The sequence below is a fragment of the Luedemannella helvata genome (assembly GCF_039528415.1).
GTDB lineage: Bacteria > Actinomycetota > Actinomycetes > Mycobacteriales > Micromonosporaceae > Luedemannella > Luedemannella helvata.
This window is the reverse complement of record NZ_BAAALS010000018.1, coordinates 81338-96673: the sequence shown is the minus strand read 5'-3', so window position 1 is coordinate 96673 and position 15336 is coordinate 81338. Positions and strand designations below refer to the sequence as shown.

General features: G+C 71.9%; 19 protein-coding genes. 6 read left to right on the top strand and 13 right to left on the bottom strand.

The window, feature by feature from the left end; genetic code table 11:
- Positions 1 to 17: 17 nt before the first annotated feature.
- On the bottom strand, positions 18 to 689 hold the full coding sequence (locus ABD191_RS18725) for a response regulator transcription factor (protein WP_344083385.1): 672 nt from the start codon (positions 687 to 689) through the stop codon (positions 18 to 20).
- Between the two features lie 140 nt (positions 690 to 829).
- Between ABD191_RS18725 and ABD191_RS18720 the strand changes: the two genes are divergently transcribed.
- The 5 genes from ABD191_RS18720 to ABD191_RS18700 are packed head-to-tail and all read left to right on the top strand — an operon-like array spanning position 830 to position 3896.
- The gene (locus ABD191_RS18720; protein WP_344083383.1) at positions 830 to 1072 is read left to right on the top strand and encodes a hypothetical protein; all 243 of its coding nucleotides are present in this window, start codon (positions 830 to 832) and stop codon (positions 1070 to 1072) included.
- Positions 1069 to 1491 (top strand): hypothetical protein, encoded by a 423-nt coding sequence (locus ABD191_RS18715; RefSeq protein ID WP_344083380.1) that lies wholly within the window; start codon positions 1069 to 1071, stop codon positions 1489 to 1491. Before ABD191_RS18720 ends, ABD191_RS18715 begins: the two co-directional genes overlap by 4 nt.
- Positions 1492 to 1514: 23 nt before the next feature.
- The gene (locus ABD191_RS18710) at positions 1515 to 1997 is read left to right on the top strand and encodes a cation:proton antiporter regulatory subunit (RefSeq protein WP_344083377.1); all 483 of its coding nucleotides are present in this window, start codon (positions 1515 to 1517) and stop codon (positions 1995 to 1997) included.
- Positions 1998 to 2003: 6 nt separating this feature from the next.
- On the top strand, positions 2004 to 3251 hold the full coding sequence (locus tag ABD191_RS18705) for a cation:proton antiporter (RefSeq protein ID WP_344083374.1): 1248 nt from the start codon (positions 2004 to 2006) through the stop codon (positions 3249 to 3251).
- A gap of 33 nt (positions 3252 to 3284) precedes the next feature.
- The gene (locus ABD191_RS18700; protein WP_344083371.1) at positions 3285 to 3896 is read left to right on the top strand and encodes a class I SAM-dependent methyltransferase; all 612 of its coding nucleotides are present in this window, start codon (positions 3285 to 3287) and stop codon (positions 3894 to 3896) included.
- A gap of 10 nt (positions 3897 to 3906) precedes the next feature.
- Here the strand turns inward: ABD191_RS18700 and ABD191_RS18695 are convergent, their stop codons facing one another.
- Entirely contained in the window at positions 3907 to 4281 is a 375-nt protein-coding gene (locus ABD191_RS18695) for an STAS domain-containing protein (protein WP_344083368.1), read from the bottom strand.
- Positions 4278 to 5489 carry a PP2C family protein-serine/threonine phosphatase gene (locus tag ABD191_RS18690; RefSeq protein ID WP_344083365.1) on the bottom strand — a complete coding sequence of 404 codons (1212 nt, stop codon included), beginning with the start codon at positions 5487 to 5489 and terminating at the stop codon, positions 4278 to 4280. Before ABD191_RS18690 ends, ABD191_RS18695 begins: the two co-directional genes overlap by 4 nt.
- 164 nt (positions 5490 to 5653) lie before the next feature.
- On the opposite strand from ABD191_RS18690, the gene ABD191_RS18685 reads away from it, so the two are divergent.
- On the top strand, positions 5654 to 5926 hold the full coding sequence (locus ABD191_RS18685; protein ID WP_344083362.1) for a hypothetical protein: 273 nt from the start codon (positions 5654 to 5656) through the stop codon (positions 5924 to 5926).
- Positions 5927 to 6026: 100 nt separating this feature from the next.
- Here ABD191_RS18685 and ABD191_RS18680 read toward each other — a convergent pair whose 3' ends face one another.
- The 10 genes from ABD191_RS18680 to ABD191_RS18635 all read right to left on the bottom strand — a co-directional run bounded on the left by ABD191_RS18680 (position 6027) and on the right by ABD191_RS18635 (position 15147).
- Positions 6027 to 6353 (bottom strand): WD40 repeat domain-containing protein, encoded by a 327-nt coding sequence (locus ABD191_RS18680; RefSeq protein WP_344083360.1) that lies wholly within the window; start codon positions 6351 to 6353, stop codon positions 6027 to 6029.
- On the bottom strand, positions 6346 to 6765 hold the full coding sequence (locus ABD191_RS18675; RefSeq protein WP_344083358.1) for an OsmC family protein: 420 nt from the start codon (positions 6763 to 6765) through the stop codon (positions 6346 to 6348). The genes ABD191_RS18680 and ABD191_RS18675 overlap by 8 nt, the downstream gene beginning before the upstream one ends.
- 119 nt (positions 6766 to 6884) lie before the next feature.
- Complete coding sequence (locus tag ABD191_RS18670; RefSeq protein ID WP_344083356.1) at positions 6885 to 7661, bottom strand: ABC transporter permease; 777 nt, start codon at positions 7659 to 7661, stop codon at positions 6885 to 6887.
- Between the two features lie 10 nt (positions 7662 to 7671).
- Positions 7672 to 8442, bottom strand: a complete 771-nt coding sequence (locus ABD191_RS18665; RefSeq protein WP_344083354.1) for an ABC transporter permease — start codon at positions 8440 to 8442, stop codon at positions 7672 to 7674.
- Positions 8439 to 9431, bottom strand: a complete 993-nt coding sequence (locus ABD191_RS18660) for an ABC transporter ATP-binding protein (protein ID WP_344083352.1) — start codon at positions 9429 to 9431, stop codon at positions 8439 to 8441. The genes ABD191_RS18665 and ABD191_RS18660 overlap by 4 nt, the downstream gene beginning before the upstream one ends.
- Before the next feature lie 237 nt (positions 9432 to 9668).
- The gene (locus ABD191_RS18655) at positions 9669 to 11798 is read right to left on the bottom strand and encodes a B12-binding domain-containing radical SAM protein (RefSeq protein WP_344083350.1); all 2130 of its coding nucleotides are present in this window, start codon (positions 11796 to 11798) and stop codon (positions 9669 to 9671) included.
- Positions 11795 to 13090: a TfuA-like protein gene (locus tag ABD191_RS18650; RefSeq protein ID WP_344083348.1), complete on the bottom strand. Its 1296-nt coding sequence runs from the start codon at positions 13088 to 13090 to the stop codon at positions 11795 to 11797. The genes ABD191_RS18655 and ABD191_RS18650 overlap by 4 nt, the downstream gene beginning before the upstream one ends.
- Entirely contained in the window at positions 13087 to 14226 is a 1140-nt protein-coding gene (locus tag ABD191_RS18645) for a YcaO-like family protein (RefSeq protein ID WP_344083346.1), read from the bottom strand. The genes ABD191_RS18650 and ABD191_RS18645 overlap by 4 nt, the downstream gene beginning before the upstream one ends.
- Before the next feature lie 61 nt (positions 14227 to 14287).
- Entirely contained in the window at positions 14288 to 14659 is a 372-nt protein-coding gene (locus ABD191_RS18640; RefSeq protein WP_344083344.1) for a hypothetical protein, read from the bottom strand.
- A 125-nt stretch (positions 14660 to 14784) separates the two neighbouring features.
- The gene (locus ABD191_RS18635; RefSeq protein WP_344083342.1) at positions 14785 to 15147 is read right to left on the bottom strand and encodes a hypothetical protein; all 363 of its coding nucleotides are present in this window, start codon (positions 15145 to 15147) and stop codon (positions 14785 to 14787) included.
- Between the last annotated feature and the right edge of the window lie 189 nt (positions 15148 to 15336).

Below are 15336 nucleotides of genomic sequence, written 5' to 3'. Positions count from 1 at the left end.
TGGGTCCGACACGGCGATCAGCGCTGGAACTTGTAGCCCATGCCGCGGACGGTGATGAGGCGCCGCGGGCAGCCGGGCTCGTCCTCGATCTTCTGCCGGAGGCGGGCGACATGCACGTCGACGAGCCGCTCATCGCCGAAGTCGTACTCCCACACCCGGCTCAGCAACCGCTGCCGGGACAGCACCATGCCGGCGTGCTCGGCCAGCTCGCACAGGAGCCGGAACTCCGTGCGGGTGAGCGGTACGGTCCGCCCGTCGCGTAGCACTTCGCCGGCGAGGGTACGGATCTCCAGGTTGCCGAACACGAGGGCCGGCACCGGCGCGGCGGCGCGGGCACGCCGGCGCAGGGCGCGCAGCCGGGCGGACAGTTCCTTCACCGCGACCGGCTTGACGAGGTAGTCGTCGGCGCCGGCCTCGAGCCCGGCGACGATGTCGTGCGTGTCGTTGCGTGCGCTGATCACCACGATGGGCACGTCGTCGTGGCGGCGCAGTTCGCGGATGCAGTCGAAGCCGTCCAACCCGGGCAGCATGAGGTCGACGAGCACCGTGTCGGCCGGCTGCTGTTTCTGGGCCGCGAGGCCCTCCTCGGCCGTGGCGGTCGCCCGGACGGCGTAACCCTCGTCCTCGAGAGCGAGCGCCAGTGACCTTCGGATGCGGTCATCATCCTCGATCATCAGCACCGATGTCATCGCAGCATCATGACCCACGCTGTCGGGGCCGGGCCAGCAGTCGGAATGTCATGAAACCGTCATGGTTCCGGGTCGGTACCGCCATGTCCGTGCCGCACGGTGTGCGCAGGGCCGCGACGACAACGCGTGGAGGTGACTCGGTGGCCGCCCCCGACCGTCCGGTTCATCGGATCGCCAACGTCGAGCTTGTGGTCGACGCAGCACCCGACGCCGCCGCCGTGGCCCGGATGCGGGCGTTGCTCGACAACGCGTTGCCGTTGCGGCCCGCTGGACTGGTGCTCCACGCGCGGCGCGACCGCCGGCCGGCGCACGCCGACCGGGTCGTGGCGCTGACCCGCCCGGCCGGCGAGGATGAGCCCGCACGCAGCGGTATGGTCCGGTGACGCCCGGGTTCGGGCCCGAATGGTCGTTCGCGGCAGGCCGCCACCGCTACCCCGGCCCGCCGCTGGCACTGGGATTCGGTCGGCGGATCGGCCAGCTGGTGCGGTGGCTCGCGGACGCGTTCGGCGTGCCCGCCCGACCGCCGGACCGGCATCTGGCGCTCGCCCGGGCCATCGCGGTCCTCCCCGGTCCCCGCTCCCAGACCCGGGAGTGGCGGTCGGTCCAGGCCGTCCGGGTCGGCAGTAGCTGGTGGTGCGTGCTGCAGGACACCTCGGCCACGTACCTGGTCGAGGTCGACGCGCGGCGGATTACGATCCATCTCACGGCCGCCGCCCCCTCGTCGGGCGTCCGCCGACGCCACGCGGGCCGCGCCGTCGGGCGGGCTTTCCGCTGCCCGGGCTCTCACTCGTACCCGTTGTAAACCCCCGGAATCAAGGAGTAGTTGTGGAGGTCGAGCGCACAGCGCTGCCCGGCATCGGTCTGCGCCACGAGTTCGTCTCGGAGAACGGACAGCACGCGGCGATCGTGTCGCACGTGTCCGGCCGCCGCGACGTGGTGATCTACCGGCCGGACGACCCCGACACCGTGCTGGCCACGCTGACCCTCAACACCGACGAGGCCAACGGCGTCGCCGAGCTGTTGGGCACCGCCCGGATCGTGGAGCGGCTGGCCGACCTGCGCAGCCAGGTCGTCGGCCTGGCGACCGTGCAGGCGCCCATCACGGCGGGGTCCCCGTACGACGGGCGCAAGCTCGGCGACACCCAGGCCCGCACCCGTACGGGCGCCTCGATCGTCGCCGTCATCCGCGGCGGCGCGATCCTGCCGAGCCCTCGACCGGACTTCCTGTTCCACCCCGGCGACCTGGTCGTAGCGGTGGGCAGCGCCGAGGCCACCGCCGCCGTCGTCGACATCTTCGCCAACGGCTGAGGCGGCATGCACTCGGCAATCTCCCTCATCGAGATCGGCGCCGTCATCCTGGGCCTCGGCCTGCTCGGCGCCGCCGCGGTCCGGTTCGGCATCTCACCCATCCCGCTCTACCTCATCGCCGGGCTCGCGTTCGGCCAGGGCGGCGTGCTGCCGCTGGCGACCAGCGAGGAGTTCACGGCCACCGGCGCCGAGATCGGCGTCATTCTCCTGCTGTTCACCCTCGGCCTGGAGTACACGGCGCCGGAACTCGTGGGCACGTTGCGCAACAACGCGCCCGCCGGCCTGCTCGACCTCGTGCTCAACAGCGCGCCCGGCGTGGCCACCGCGCTCATCATGGGCTGGGGGCCGGTCGCCGCGGTGGCGCTCGGCGGCGTGACGTACGTGACGTCGTCCGGCATCACCGCGAAGGTGCTCTCCGACCTGAAGTGGCTCGGCAACCGCGAGGTTCCGGTCGTGCTGTCGCTGCTGGTCTTCGAGGACCTCACGATGGCGGTCTACCTGCCGATCCTCACCGCCCTGCTCGCCGGCGCGGGCCTGGTCGCCGGGGCCACGACCCTCGCCATCGCCGCCGCCGCGATCACGATCATCCTGGTCGTCGCGCTGCGGTTCGGCCGCTACGTCGAGCGGTTCGTCGCGTCGCCGAGCGAGGAGGTGCTCCTGCTCAAGGTGCTGGGCCTGACCGTGCTCGTCGCCGGCCTCGCCCAGGCACTGCAGGTTTCGGCCGCCGTCGGCGCGTTCCTCGTCGGCATCGCGCTGTCCGGCCCGCTCGCCCATACCGCCCGGGAGTTGCTCAGCCCGCTGCGCGACCTGTTCGCGGCCGTCTTCTTCGTCTTCTTCGGCCTGCACACCGACCCGGCCACGCTGCCGCCCGTCCTCGGCATCGCGCTCCTGCTCGCCATCGCCGGCATCGCCACGAAGTTCGCCACCGGCTGGTGGGCCGCCGGCCGCGCCGGCATCGGCCGCCTCGGCCGGGCCCGGGCCGGCATCGCGCTGATGCCCCGCGGCGAATTCAACATCGTCATCGCCGGCCTCGCCGTGGCCGGCGGCGCCGCCGCCCAGCTGGGACCGCTCGCCGCCGCGTACGTGCTCGTCCTGGCGGTCGTCGGCCCGCTGCTCGCCCGCGCCCTGGAGCCCGTCCATCGACGCCTCACCCGCGGTACGGGCGGCAACCCACCCGCCGTGCCGCCCCAGCCGGCACCGGCGGACGAACCGGACCTTCTGATCTCCACCACGCCCCGACCGCCCACGGGCTGACGACGCCGGGGCGCCCACGCTCAGGAGCCAGCCATGGATGCCGCGAGTTCCTCAGCACAGCGCCGGTTCGACCAGTGGGCGCCCACCTACGACGACGGCCCGCTGCAGCCCGTCTACCGCTCCGCGCACCGGGGCGTGGTCGGGCTGCTCGCCACGGTCCGCGCCCCGGGTCGGCTGCTCGACCTCGGCTGTGGCACCGGACGCCTGCTCCGCGCGGTGGGCCGCGCCCTGCCGCACGCGGCTCTGGTCGGCGTCGACCGCAGCGCCACGATGCTCGCCATCGCCCGCCGGACGGCGCCCGGAGCGGCCTTCGTGCACGCCCACGCCGAGCGGCTGCCGTTCGAGGACGCCGCCTTCGACGTGGTCACGGCGACCTTCGCCGCGCGGCACTGGGCCGCCCCGCGCGACGCCCTGCACCACATCAGGCGGGTCCTCGCGGGCGGCGGCGCGGCGATTATCGCCGACTGCCTCGACCGCGGCCCGCGCCGCCGCGGCCCGCGCCTCGACCCCGGCCGATGTCTGCCTCCGCCCTGGGACACGCTGCTCGCACAGTCCGGCCTGCGCGTCAGGTCCGTCGAGTACGTCGAGGGCCACGGCCCCGTACCGACGATCACCCTCATCGTCGCGATCGCACCCTCATCCTGAGGCCGGGCGGTCAGCGGTTGCCCGCCGGTCCGTTCCCGGCCCGGACGTCGCCGGTGGCGGCGGCGAGGCTGTCGTACACGGCCAGCAGGCGGGTCAGGTTGGTGACCTCGAAGGCGAGGCGAACGACGGGCTGGGGGGCGGCCAACCGCAACCATCCGCCGTTCCTGGCGGCGAGCTGGTGTCCCTGCACCATCAGGTTCAGGCCGCTGGAGTCACAGGTCGACACGTTGGCGAGGTCCAGTACCACGCGGGGTCGCTCGGCGGCCGCGAGCGGCAGCAGGACGTCACGCAGCGGGCCCACGGTGTCGAAGTAGACGTCGCCGTGCGCGACAACCACCGTGTGGTCCGGTTCGTTACGGACGGTCACAGAAAGGGGCTCGGTCACGGCAACACCGTGCCCGCCGCCCGCGCTGACCATTCCACCAGGAGGAGAGTGGCGTCGTCGCGGGGCGGGCCGTCGTAATGGGCCAACGCGGCGTGACAGAGCCGGCGCAGCGTTTCCGGGGCCGGCAGGTCGGCCGCCGCGTGGCGTTCGAACAGTTCGATCAGACGGCCCTCGCCGAACCAGGCCCCCTGCCGGTCGCGCGCCTCGATGACCCCGTCGGTATACAGCAGAAGGCGGTCCCCGAACTCCAGCATCTCCTCGGCGACCTCGATCTTCGGATCCGCCAGGCCCAGCGGCATGCGCCGCCCGCCGGCGAGCTCCCGGACCACCTTGCCCCGGCGCAGCAACAACGGTCGTGGGTGGCCGGCGTTGAGGTAGCGGAGCAGGCCGGTGTCCAGGTCCAGTTCCGCCACGACCGCGGTCGCGAAGTGGCTGTCGGCGATGTACTCCACCAGCGCCGCGTCGGCGGCCTCGGCGATCGCCACGAGCCCGTCGCCGGCCCGGCGGGCCGCCCGCATGGCTGACAGCGCCACCGCGGTGCCCAGCCCGGAGGACAGGCCATGGCCGACGGTGTCCAGGATCGTGAAGAAGGCGCGCGAGCCGCCGACCGCGTAGTCGAACCCGTCGCCACCGACGTCGTAGCACGGTTCGAGGACCGCTGAGATGACCATGCGGTCGCAGGCGTACGTCAGCGGCGGCAGCAGCCGCCACACCAGCTCCGACGCCTCGGACATACGCTGGGTGCGCCGCGCCGTCACCAGGAAGTCGCCGTAGGGCATCTTGACCGTGATCAGGTGGCCGACCAGGGCGGCGAACATGTCGCACTGCTCGGCGAAGTCGGCCGCGTCGGCCGCGCCCGGCCGGCTGGCGGTCACCTCCACGACGCCGAGCCGCTCGGTGCCGTCGAGCAACGGCAGCCACAGCCGGCTCCCGCCACGCGGGTCGTCCGTCGCCGGCACGGCCCGCACCGAGGTGAACGCCCGCCCCGCCACCGTACTGTCGACCGCCAGCCCGGGCGGAGCCGGTCGGTCCGGCTCGGGCAACGCGCGCAGCGCCCGCTGTTCCTTGTCCACCAGGTACAACGTCATGCGCACGCCCAGTGGGCGGAGGGCGGCGTTGACCGCGGCGCTCAGCCCGTCCGGCTGCGCTATGCGGGTGCGAGCCAGCAGATCCACTACGGCCTCGCGCCATGGCCACGCCTCTGGCATGCCCCGACGCTAACACCGCACCGGGATCGATTCGCGGATCGCGGCCATGCTGACCACCGGCGACGAGGGTGGCGTCGCGGACGCGGCCGTCCGGGACGCGCTACTGACGCAGAGGGTGCGACCCGCTCCCGTTTAGCGGCGCCGACGGCGGGAAGCAGGGCGTCATGACTGAGCGTGAACCCACGGCGTGGCGGGACGAGAACCGACTGCCGCTGTCGGAACTTGATCAGGCCATGGCGACCTACTCGCAGGACGGCCAGGTGGATGACGCCACCGGCGGCGACGCCGGCGCGGAGGCGTACGAGGTGGAGGTCGAGGCCGAGGCCGAGGCCGAGGCCGGCCACGACGGCGACCCCGACCCGGACAGCGAGGAGGGCCGCCGGCTGCGGCCGTCACCGGACGGCACCACGCCCACCGGACGGACCGGCCCCAGCTGAGCGGTGGCGGATCACCGCGCGACCGGTGGTCGCGCGGTTACTGGCGGCCCAAACCGTCGTCAACGTCCGCACCGCCACCGGGCGCCCTGATCGACGAGGGCTACGCCAGTTCCCACAGGCGGATCGTCCGGTCGTGACCTCCGCTGGCCAGCAGCCGTCCGGCGCTGTGAAACGCGACAGAATGGACCGGTTCGCCATGCCCGGTCAGCACCAGTCGCTGCTCGCCGTGGTTGGTCGCCGTCGACGCGAGCAGTCGCCCGGAACGGTCGTAGGCCACGGCGTAGACGGAGCCCTGCGAGACCCGGTTGGTCCAGCGCGTCGTGCCGCTGACGGCCTTCTTCTCGGCCCACTGGAAGGCGCATCGGGCGGAGCGGGAGGAAATGACGACCGATCTGTCATCACGATCGCGACCGTGACCGCTATTCAATGAGCGACGCGACCGGGGTGCCGAGTTCGACAGTGCGGCTGACCGTGCAGAGCCGGTCGTGCGAGCGCTTCACCATGTCGGGCAGGATCGCCCGCGCCGCGTCCCCCTCCGGCGTGTCGGGAAAGGCGACGCGGAAGACGACCTCGATGTCGGTGAGCCGGTTGCCGCCCTCGTCGCGCACCTTGGTCGCGTTGACCTGGACCACGAACCGGTCCGGCTCGGCCCGGCGCGACGTCAGCGCCGCGACGTCCAGGGCGGTGCAGCCACCGATCGCGGCGAGCAGCAGCTCGACCGGGGTGAAGGCCGTGTTGTCGTCGGCGGGGAAGGTCAGCTGCCCGCCGCGGCTGTTGGTCACCGTGTGCCCACCGCCCGGCGTGCGCTCGATCGTGATACTGCGGTGTTGGGTTGCCATTCCCTCAGCCTGCCACGTCCGGCGCTGACCTGGCCGACGCTCGCGGGTTCGCGGCGGTGGCGCCGTGGAGCGGGAGCCCGGACCGGGACCACCGCCCCACGGCGACGCGTACGCCTCGGCTACAGCGTGTCGAGTGAGGCCCGGCGGCGGGACTCGGCCTCGAAGAGCTTGAGCAGTACGCCCGCGAGAACCGCGTACCCGAGTCCGATGCCCAGCTCGGCGCCGATCCGGGGAAGCACCTCGGTCAGGCTCGCGCCCCCGACGAGCGCGCGCGACGCGGCGGCCGCGTGCGTGACCGGAGTGACATCTCCGACGGCCTGCATCCACCCGGGCAGCACGGACCGTGGCACGTTGGTCCCGCTGAACAGGATCATCAGTGTCACGGCCGTGTTGTTGATCATCCAGGCGTCCCGGAAGCGGAGCGCGAACGCCCCGAGCACCAGCCCGAAGGCCGCGCAGGCGAGCGCGGCGGACGCCAGCGCCAGCACCAGGCCGGGCCAGCCGCCGGCCGGCACGCGCAGGCCGAGCAGCAGCGTGCCGACCGTGAGCGTGAAGGCGGCCACGAGCAGGCCGTTGCCGGCATAGGGGAGAGCGCGGCCGATCCAGGTGACGGTCCGGCTGCGCGGCGAGAGCAGGACGTGCCCGAGCGTGCCGAAGCGGCGCTCGTTGAGCACCGCCATGGAGCCGCCGAACATGCACAGGACGGAGGCCGCGAGGACGGAGTTGCCGACGATGTAGAAGCCGTCATCGGCGACGCCGAGCTGACGTCCCAGGTAGGCGAAGAAGAGCAGCTGGAAGAGGGGGCCGACCAGCAGCGTCCCGATGAACATCACGGGCGTCGCCCAGTTGAACAGTGCGCGGTAGGCCAGCAGGCCACCGACCGTAAGCAGTCTCATGGCGGCCTCCCTATGCCAGCGCCAGCGTGGCGGCGGCGCGGGCGCGACGCTCCACATAGGTCATGGACAGCGCGCCGATGCCCGCGCAGACGAGGCTGATGCCCAGGCACCAGGCGATGGCCGGCCACACGGGACCGCCGGTCGCCGCCTCGTGCACGGCCCGCGCGCCCCAGGTCGTCGGCAGGACGGCCGCCAGCGGCCCGGTCCAGGCCGGCAGCACCGTGATCGGCACGAGCATCCCGGACAGCAGCCAGATGGGGTACTCCAGCGCGTTGCACAGCGCGTTCGCGTTGCGCATGAGCACGAACGTCGACGCCAGGAGCAGCCCGAACATGCCGAGCCCGAGGATGCACGCCGGCATCGCCACCAGGAACGCCCACGGGTGGGCGAACTCCGGCCGGATGCCGTAGATCAACCAGCCCCAGCCGAGGGTGGCGATCATCGCGTACGCGCCGGTGAGCCCGGTCGCGATGGTGATCGGGAGGACCTTGATCGCGGGGTGGCGCGGCGCGAGCATCAGCATCTCCAGCGTGCCCATGAAGCGCTGCCGCTGGATCGCGCCACCCGAGCCGAACAGCACGGTCGACCAGACGCCCATCAGGCCGGCGCCCACCGCCGCGGCGACCATCCGGTGCGGCGACTCCGCGGCGCGCAGCAGGTAGACCGCCACGGTCGCCTGGACGATTGGCATGATCATCGCGGTGGCGATCTCGAACGGGCCGCGCGAGTTCATCTTCACCTGCATGACGGCGCCCACCCACAGCAGCCTCAGCGACCTCACGCGGCCACCTCCGCCCCGGCGCCCGCGACGATCGCCACGTAGGCGTCCTCCAGCGTGGGCTGGCGGGCGCTGACCCGGCCCAGGCGGATGCCGTTCAGGGCTGCCAGGACGTCGGACTGCACGTCGATGTCGGACTCCGACTGCACGGTCAGCACCTGGGCCGCCCCGACCGGCTCGAGCGTCACGCCGCGTACGCCCGCGATCTCCCGCACGGTGCGGACCGCGTCGTCCCCGACCCCGTACGCCTCGATCTCCACGACCCGACGGTCCTCCGCGTGCCGCTTGAGCTGGGCGGGAGTGCCGAGAGCGCGCAGCTGACCGCCCGCGATGACCGCGATGCGGTCGCACAGCTCGTCGGCCTCCGCCATGTAGTGGGTGGTGAGAAGAACGGTCGTACCCGTCGCGGCGAGGTCGGCGACGGTCCTGCGCAGGTCGCGCGCGGCGACCGGGTCGACGCCGATGGACGGCTCGTCCAGGAAGAGGACCTCTGGGCGGTGCAGCAGGCCACGGGCAATGTGCAGGCGCTGACGCATGCCCCGCGAATAGCCCTCGACCCGTTCGTTCTCCCGGCCGGTCAGGTTCACCAGGTCCAGCAGCTCACCGATGCGGGCTTTCTGCTCACGTGCCGGCACGCCGTACAGTTCGGCGAAGTAGCGCAGGTTGTCCAGCGCGCTCAGGCGCTCGTACAGGCCCCGGTCGCCGCCGAAGACGTACCCGATGCGGCGGCGTACCTCCCGGGTCTCGCGGACGACGTCGTGGCCGAAGATCCGCGCCGTGCCGGCCGTCGGGATCAGCAGCGTGTTGAGCATCTTGATGGTCGTGGTCTTGCCGGCGCCGTTGGGTCCGAGCAGACCGAACAGCTCCCCCTTACCGACAGTGAAGGTCACGCCCTTGACGGCGTCGACCTCTTTGATCTGTGGCCGTAACCACCCCGTGCGGCTGCGGTATGTGCGGCGCAGCCCGTCCGCCTCGATCGCAAAGTCGTTCACGTGACTGACCGTAACGGTCGACCGGGTTGAACGTGAAATGGTTTCAGTAGCCACCCCTCACCTACCCGACAGACCGCGCTGCACGGTCTATCCTCCCCAGAGTGAGCGGCACAGGCGGCGCAAAAAGCTGTTAATCGGGCACCAACACGACAGTGTCCGTGTCCGGCAGTTGCTACTGGGCGTGATCATGAGCGTCCCCCGCAGCCGGGTCGATCGATCGGCTGCGGTGGCACCACGTCAGGCGGGCGACGGCTCGGGGACCTGGGGCAGGGCCGAGTGCCGGCGGATGAGGCGCAGGCGGACGAGGCTGCGCCACGTGCGCCCGGACTCGGCCGCGGCGAGGATCCAGGCCCGGCCGCGCGCCTGCGCCAGGGTTGTGGGCGCGGCGAACAGCTTCAGGAACAGCTTGGCGCTGGCCGGCAGCAGGAAGACCCGGCCGTCATCGCGCCGGAAGGCCAGTCGGCCGTCGGGCAGGTCCTGGCTCCGGTCGCCGTAGAGATCGCGGTAGCGGCCCAGCACGGCGGGGTCCGGAGTCGGGATGAACGTGCCGTTGAGGACGAAGGGGGTGTCGTCATCGGTGTCGCGCAGGTCGCGGTCCTGTTCGAGCAGGTCACGTACCGCCGTGCCGTACCGGTCGTGGTAGAAGAACGTGTGCGGGGTGTCGACCGCGCCGAGCCAGGGACGGTCGTAGTGGCTGCGGTTGAGCAGCTTCTTGGCCTCGGTGACCTCTCCCCGGGCCGCCTCGGTGATCGGCTCGTCGTAGAACAGCACGGGCGAGACGTCGCCGCCGGGCGGCCGGCGCAGGTTCGTGATGCCGAACCGGTCGGGTTGCTTGGCGACGATGGCGCCCGGCGTGAGCACGAAGTCGCCGAGCCCGCCGAACGTCCACAGGTCCCGGTTGTCGAGCAGGAAGCCGATGCTGTCCAGGGCCTCCTCCCGGGTCTCCGTGGGAAACCCGGTGAACCCCATCATCTGCACCCCGATGCCGGCGCCTGCCATGGCGGTGATGGTCTGCTTGACCTGGGCCGGTCTGGTGCCCTTGTCGATGAGGTCGAGGACGCGCTGGTTGGCCGACTCGAAGCCGACCGAGATGGCGGTGCAACCGCTGCGCTTGAGCAGCCGGCAGCGCTCGTCGGACCAGTACTTCTCCAGCCGGATCTCCGCGCCCCAGCGGAAGTCCAGGCCGCGCTCGACGACCTGCTCGGCGAAGCGCAGGATCGTGGCGGGGGCGAGCACGTCGACGGAGAAGTAGATGAATTTGGCGAACCTCGACAGCTCCGTCACGTCGCGGATCATCGTGTCCACGGTGTCCTGCCGCCACGGGCTGGTCGGCCCGTCGGTGTTGAGACCGTAGTCGCAGAAGGTGCACTTGTTCCAGTAGCAGCCGCGGCTCGGCGAGTAGTAGACGAACCGCTCCGGGCTCAGGTACTGGTCCCACGGCAGCCGGCTGAAGTCCGGCGTCGGCACGGTGGCGAGCTTCTCGTAGTGCAGCATCGGCAGCGGGCGCACCGCCCCGTACCTGGGGTGGAGTCTGATGTTGGGGTGGGTGACCGGCAGCGACCCGGCGCCGAGCGCGTCGAGCAGCTCGACGTAGGCCGTCTCCCCCTCGCCGATGACGATCGCGTCGAGGTCGCGGAACACCTCGAACACCATCGGGCGCTCGGCGGCCGCCTTCCACACGTCGGAGACCTCGGTGCCACCGGCGACGAGGAAAGCGTCCGGCAGCCAGGACCGCACGAGGCGCGCGAGCCACAGCGCGAACGGCAACTGCCACTGGTACGTGATGTTGATGCCGACGACGTCGTAGCCGCCCCGGACCAGTCGCGAACGCAGGACCGTGTCGTAGTAGGACTGGTAGGGCCGGTTGAGCCGGTCGAGCAGCGCGTGGTCGGTGAGTGCGCGCACCGAGCCGACCGCGATCGGCGGGGGCGGCTCCAGGTGGAAACCCTCCCGGAACTGCCCCGGGAAGCCCGTGGTGGCCAGGACGTTCATCCACGCGATGACGCCGTCGACGGCCTCCTGGTAGAGGCCGTAGTCGTAGAAGCGCTCGGGGTCCTGCAGGGTGGCGACCGCCCGGCGCACCCGCTCCGGGTCGGGGTCGCCGACGCGCAGCAGGTGCGCGTCGACGAACTCCTTGTTGAGCCGGTAACTGCCGTAGTCGAGGTAGTCGCGGGGCGCGGCGAGTTCCTGGTCGAGCCACGCGAGGCCGGCCGGGGAGTACGAGTGGTGGAAGGCCTCGATGTTGACGTCGATGAGGTCCGCGGGCGGATGGCCCTGCGCCCGCGCGTACGAGTCGATGTAGCTCAGCGAATGGTAGCCGGAGGTCGGGTCGGTGATCGGCGGGTACAGCAGGGCAACCTTGGTCATCGGGCCTCCGTCCGGGGGAAACTGGGCGCGCCGAACATCCGTAGTCCGGCCACGAACTGCTCGGCCACGACCCGGAACTCCTCGAGGCTGCCGAGGCCGCGGTCCCACACCGCCGGCTCCAGGTCCTCGACCGCCACGCCCCACAACCGGGCGTACGTGGCGTCGATGCGCTCGTCGGAGAAGCGCCGCCGGGTCTGTGGCACGTGCGGGTCCGGGCGCGGCAGCCGCGCGTTGACGAGTTCAGCGTCGGCCACGAACGCCGCCGCGACACGCAGCGTCGCCTCGTCGGCGAGCGGTTGCGGCAGCAGGTGCGCGGCGATGGTCTGATCGCCCACGGTGCCGAACCCCCGTGCGAGTACCCGCAGGAGCCGCTCGTCCTCGTCGAGCCCCGGCTCGGGCGCCCAGGCAGGATCGAGCTGGCCCCGCTGCCGGGCGGCGGCGAGTGCGAGCCGCTCCACCGCGGGATCCGTCGGCGCCACCCCGACGAGCGCGGCCAGGGTCTCCCGCCGGTGCAGCGCCGGAAACTCGGGATGCAGCAACATGATCGCGGTGATGATCTCGTGGTCGCGGACCCAGATGTCGCCCACCTGGCGGCCGGTGCTGCGGACCTGCCAGGCGACGAGGAAACTGGTCGCGACGTGCGCCACGGCGTCGTCCGCCGGGCCGGGCGGCGTGATGGTCGCCGCGCTGCGCAACAGCAGCCGCGCGTCGGCGGCCTTCGCGTCGCGCGGGTTGGCGGCGAGCCACTCGAGGAAGCGGCGCCCTCCGGGGCCGTCGCGCAGGGCGCGGTAGCCGCGCAACCGGAAGGGCAGCCGGCGGGCGAGGTCCACCAGTGCCGACTCCTCGTCGGGGGTGAGGACGCCGGCCGCGCCCGCGTCGCGCAGCGCGATCCGGATGTTCACCAGCGGCTCACTCAGCGCCCGGTAGCCCTCCTCGGCGGCGTAGGCCATCGCGACCTCGTCGTCGCCGTCGATGACGCCCTCGGCGTACAGGCGGAAGATCTCGCCGACGCCGCGCATGCCGAAGCGCCACAGCTCGGCCGCGCGCAGCGCGCCCATGCTGCTCGCGCCGGCCACGGCCACGCCGCGTTGCAGCAGGGCCAGGATCTCCCGGTGGCGCACGGGCGCGGCCTGCATGAACAGGCCGTCGATGAGGAACACGCGGTCGCCGCGCACCGCCGGCAGGGCGAGCAGGTCGCCGTGGGCGACGGGCGGGCGCACCACGGCGCCCGGCAGCAGGTGTTCGACGATGGCGGCGTCGAGCGACGGCCCGACGAAGACGAAGTCGGTCATGAGGTGGGCCTTGTCACCTTGGAGTCCTGGAACATGCGCAGGCGGGGGGCGTAGACCTTGCAGACCGGCAGGCCGAGGTCGGCGTGGGTGAGGTCGATGACGAAGGGCTCGACGCCGGTGCGGGCCAGGACCCGGGCCGCGTAGTCCGCGATAACCTCGTCGATGCTCTCCGGCAGGGCGGGCGACGGGCGCAGCGCCCGCAGCGGGCGCGCCACCGGGACGGGCGGCCGCGACAGCGGGTCGGCCTGCTCGTACACCTTCGGGTTGATGTCGTCGCGGGCGCCGGACACCCCGGCCATCCGGGACTGGACGGCCTCGGCGAGGGCCCGGCCGACGGCGATCTCGGGCTCCACGTGGCAGCCGAAGCCGCCGAAGAACACCGGCAGGCTCGGCGACCAGATGATGGCGCCGTAGCAGGCGACACCGAGATCGTTGGTGGCGTCGCAGACCTCCATCCAGCAGCCGGCGGCACGCAGCGCGGCGACGATGGCCACCGTACTGGCCACGGTGGCGGCCGTCGGGTCGACGTACACGCGCCGCTCGGGCGGGGTCTCCGTGTGCTCGGTGACGCACTCGCGCTCGATGAGTTCCTGCAGGCCGTGCAGCGTGGCCTCGGCGAGGGTGTTGCCGGCGGCGAGCCCGTTGCTGGTCGGGCGGAACAGGACCCGGGCCCAGTCGCGGCGGGCGGTGAAGTCGAGCTTGGCTGTGTCCAGCGGCACGAGCACGGTACGCCCGGTGAGCAGGCCCCGGCCGGCGACCCAGTCGAGGACGGTCCGGTCGGTGAGCGGCGAGTTCGGCGCGAGTTGCAGGTCGCGCACGTCGTACGGCAGGTCCAGGTCGGCGGCGGCGCACCGGGCGACGACGGGAAGGCACGGGTTCTCCGCGTGCCACGCCTCCGCGCCCTCCATGACGGCGCTGATCTTCGACGGGGTCGCGGTGAGCCCGATCCCGAGGCTGACCGTGAGGGTCCGGCTGACCGGCCGGTACGCCGCGTGCGACGGCAGGCCGATGTCGTCGAGGCCGGTGAGGTCGGCGACCCGGGTCACGCCGATCGCGGGCAGCAGCGGCCGGATGCGCTCCCAGGTCTGTTCCGCCGTCGTACTGCGGTAGGTGTTGATGCCCCGGACGAGAGTCATGGTCGCTCCTGCATGTGCTTCGGGCGGGCCGCCCACACCGGGGCGGCCCGCCACGGCGGGATCAGCGGGACTCGGACCACAGGCAGAGCGAGACGTTCACGTTGGTGTTGTTGTCCGCCATCGCGGCGGCCATGTCCAGCTCGGCGTCGGTGAGCTCCGCGGTGTCGATGAGTGGCGTCTGCGGCACGATGAGGACGTGCGTGGTGGCGCTCTCGTCCCACTTGGCCATGACGTCTTCCTTGGTCGGCAGGTGCTCGAGGTCGCTGCGGTCCAGGACCACGGTCTCGCCGGGTCCGACGGGCAGGCCGGCCTCGATGGCGTACGCGGTGGGGTCCGCCACGATCCGGCTGTGCTCGTTCTCGTCGCGCCAGACCTTCACGAGCAGGTCGACGTACTTGCGGGTGAACTCGGTGTGCTCCACTTCGGCGGTCATCGGACCCTCATTCCGTAGCTGAGTGGTGGTGGTAGTGGAAGACGCTACGAGCATTGACGCCTGTCAAAGGAGAAAGGCAGCAGGCCCGGCCGCCATCGGTTGTCCGGGCTCGGCGGATTACACCGTCAGGTGCAACAGCACGGGCAGCAGCAGGCGGTGCCCGGCTCCAGGCCCGCGACGACGTTCTCCAGCTCGTACTCGTCGATCTCGACCTCGCCCTCGACCTCCAGGGCGGGCACGAACAGCACCAGCTCGCCGAGGATGGGCGCGTCCCGCCAGGCCGCGACCTGGGCTTCCAGGTCGGGTTCGACGCCACCGGCGTCCCGGCGCACGGTGACGGCGACCCCGTCGGGCACGTCGATGCCGTACTCGGTGAGCAGTTGTCGGGGATCGCTGTCGAGCAGCGCCTCACGGGACGGGTCGGACCACACCTCGACCACCAGCCGCCCGTACGCGGCGATGAAAACCGCCCGGTCTCCGGGACTCATCGGCTTCCTCCTCAAAGGTTGAGAAAGCCTCATCGTGCGCCGGAAAGGGCCGCGCGAAGCCGGGTTCCACCGAGCCGCGCAGGCATGTCGGGGAGGGCGGGCCGATCGGTGCAATCGACCATTGAATCGAAGATGTTCACTTTAGCTTTGTGCAACATCATTCGCCATAGTCGATGTTGGCAGACTTTC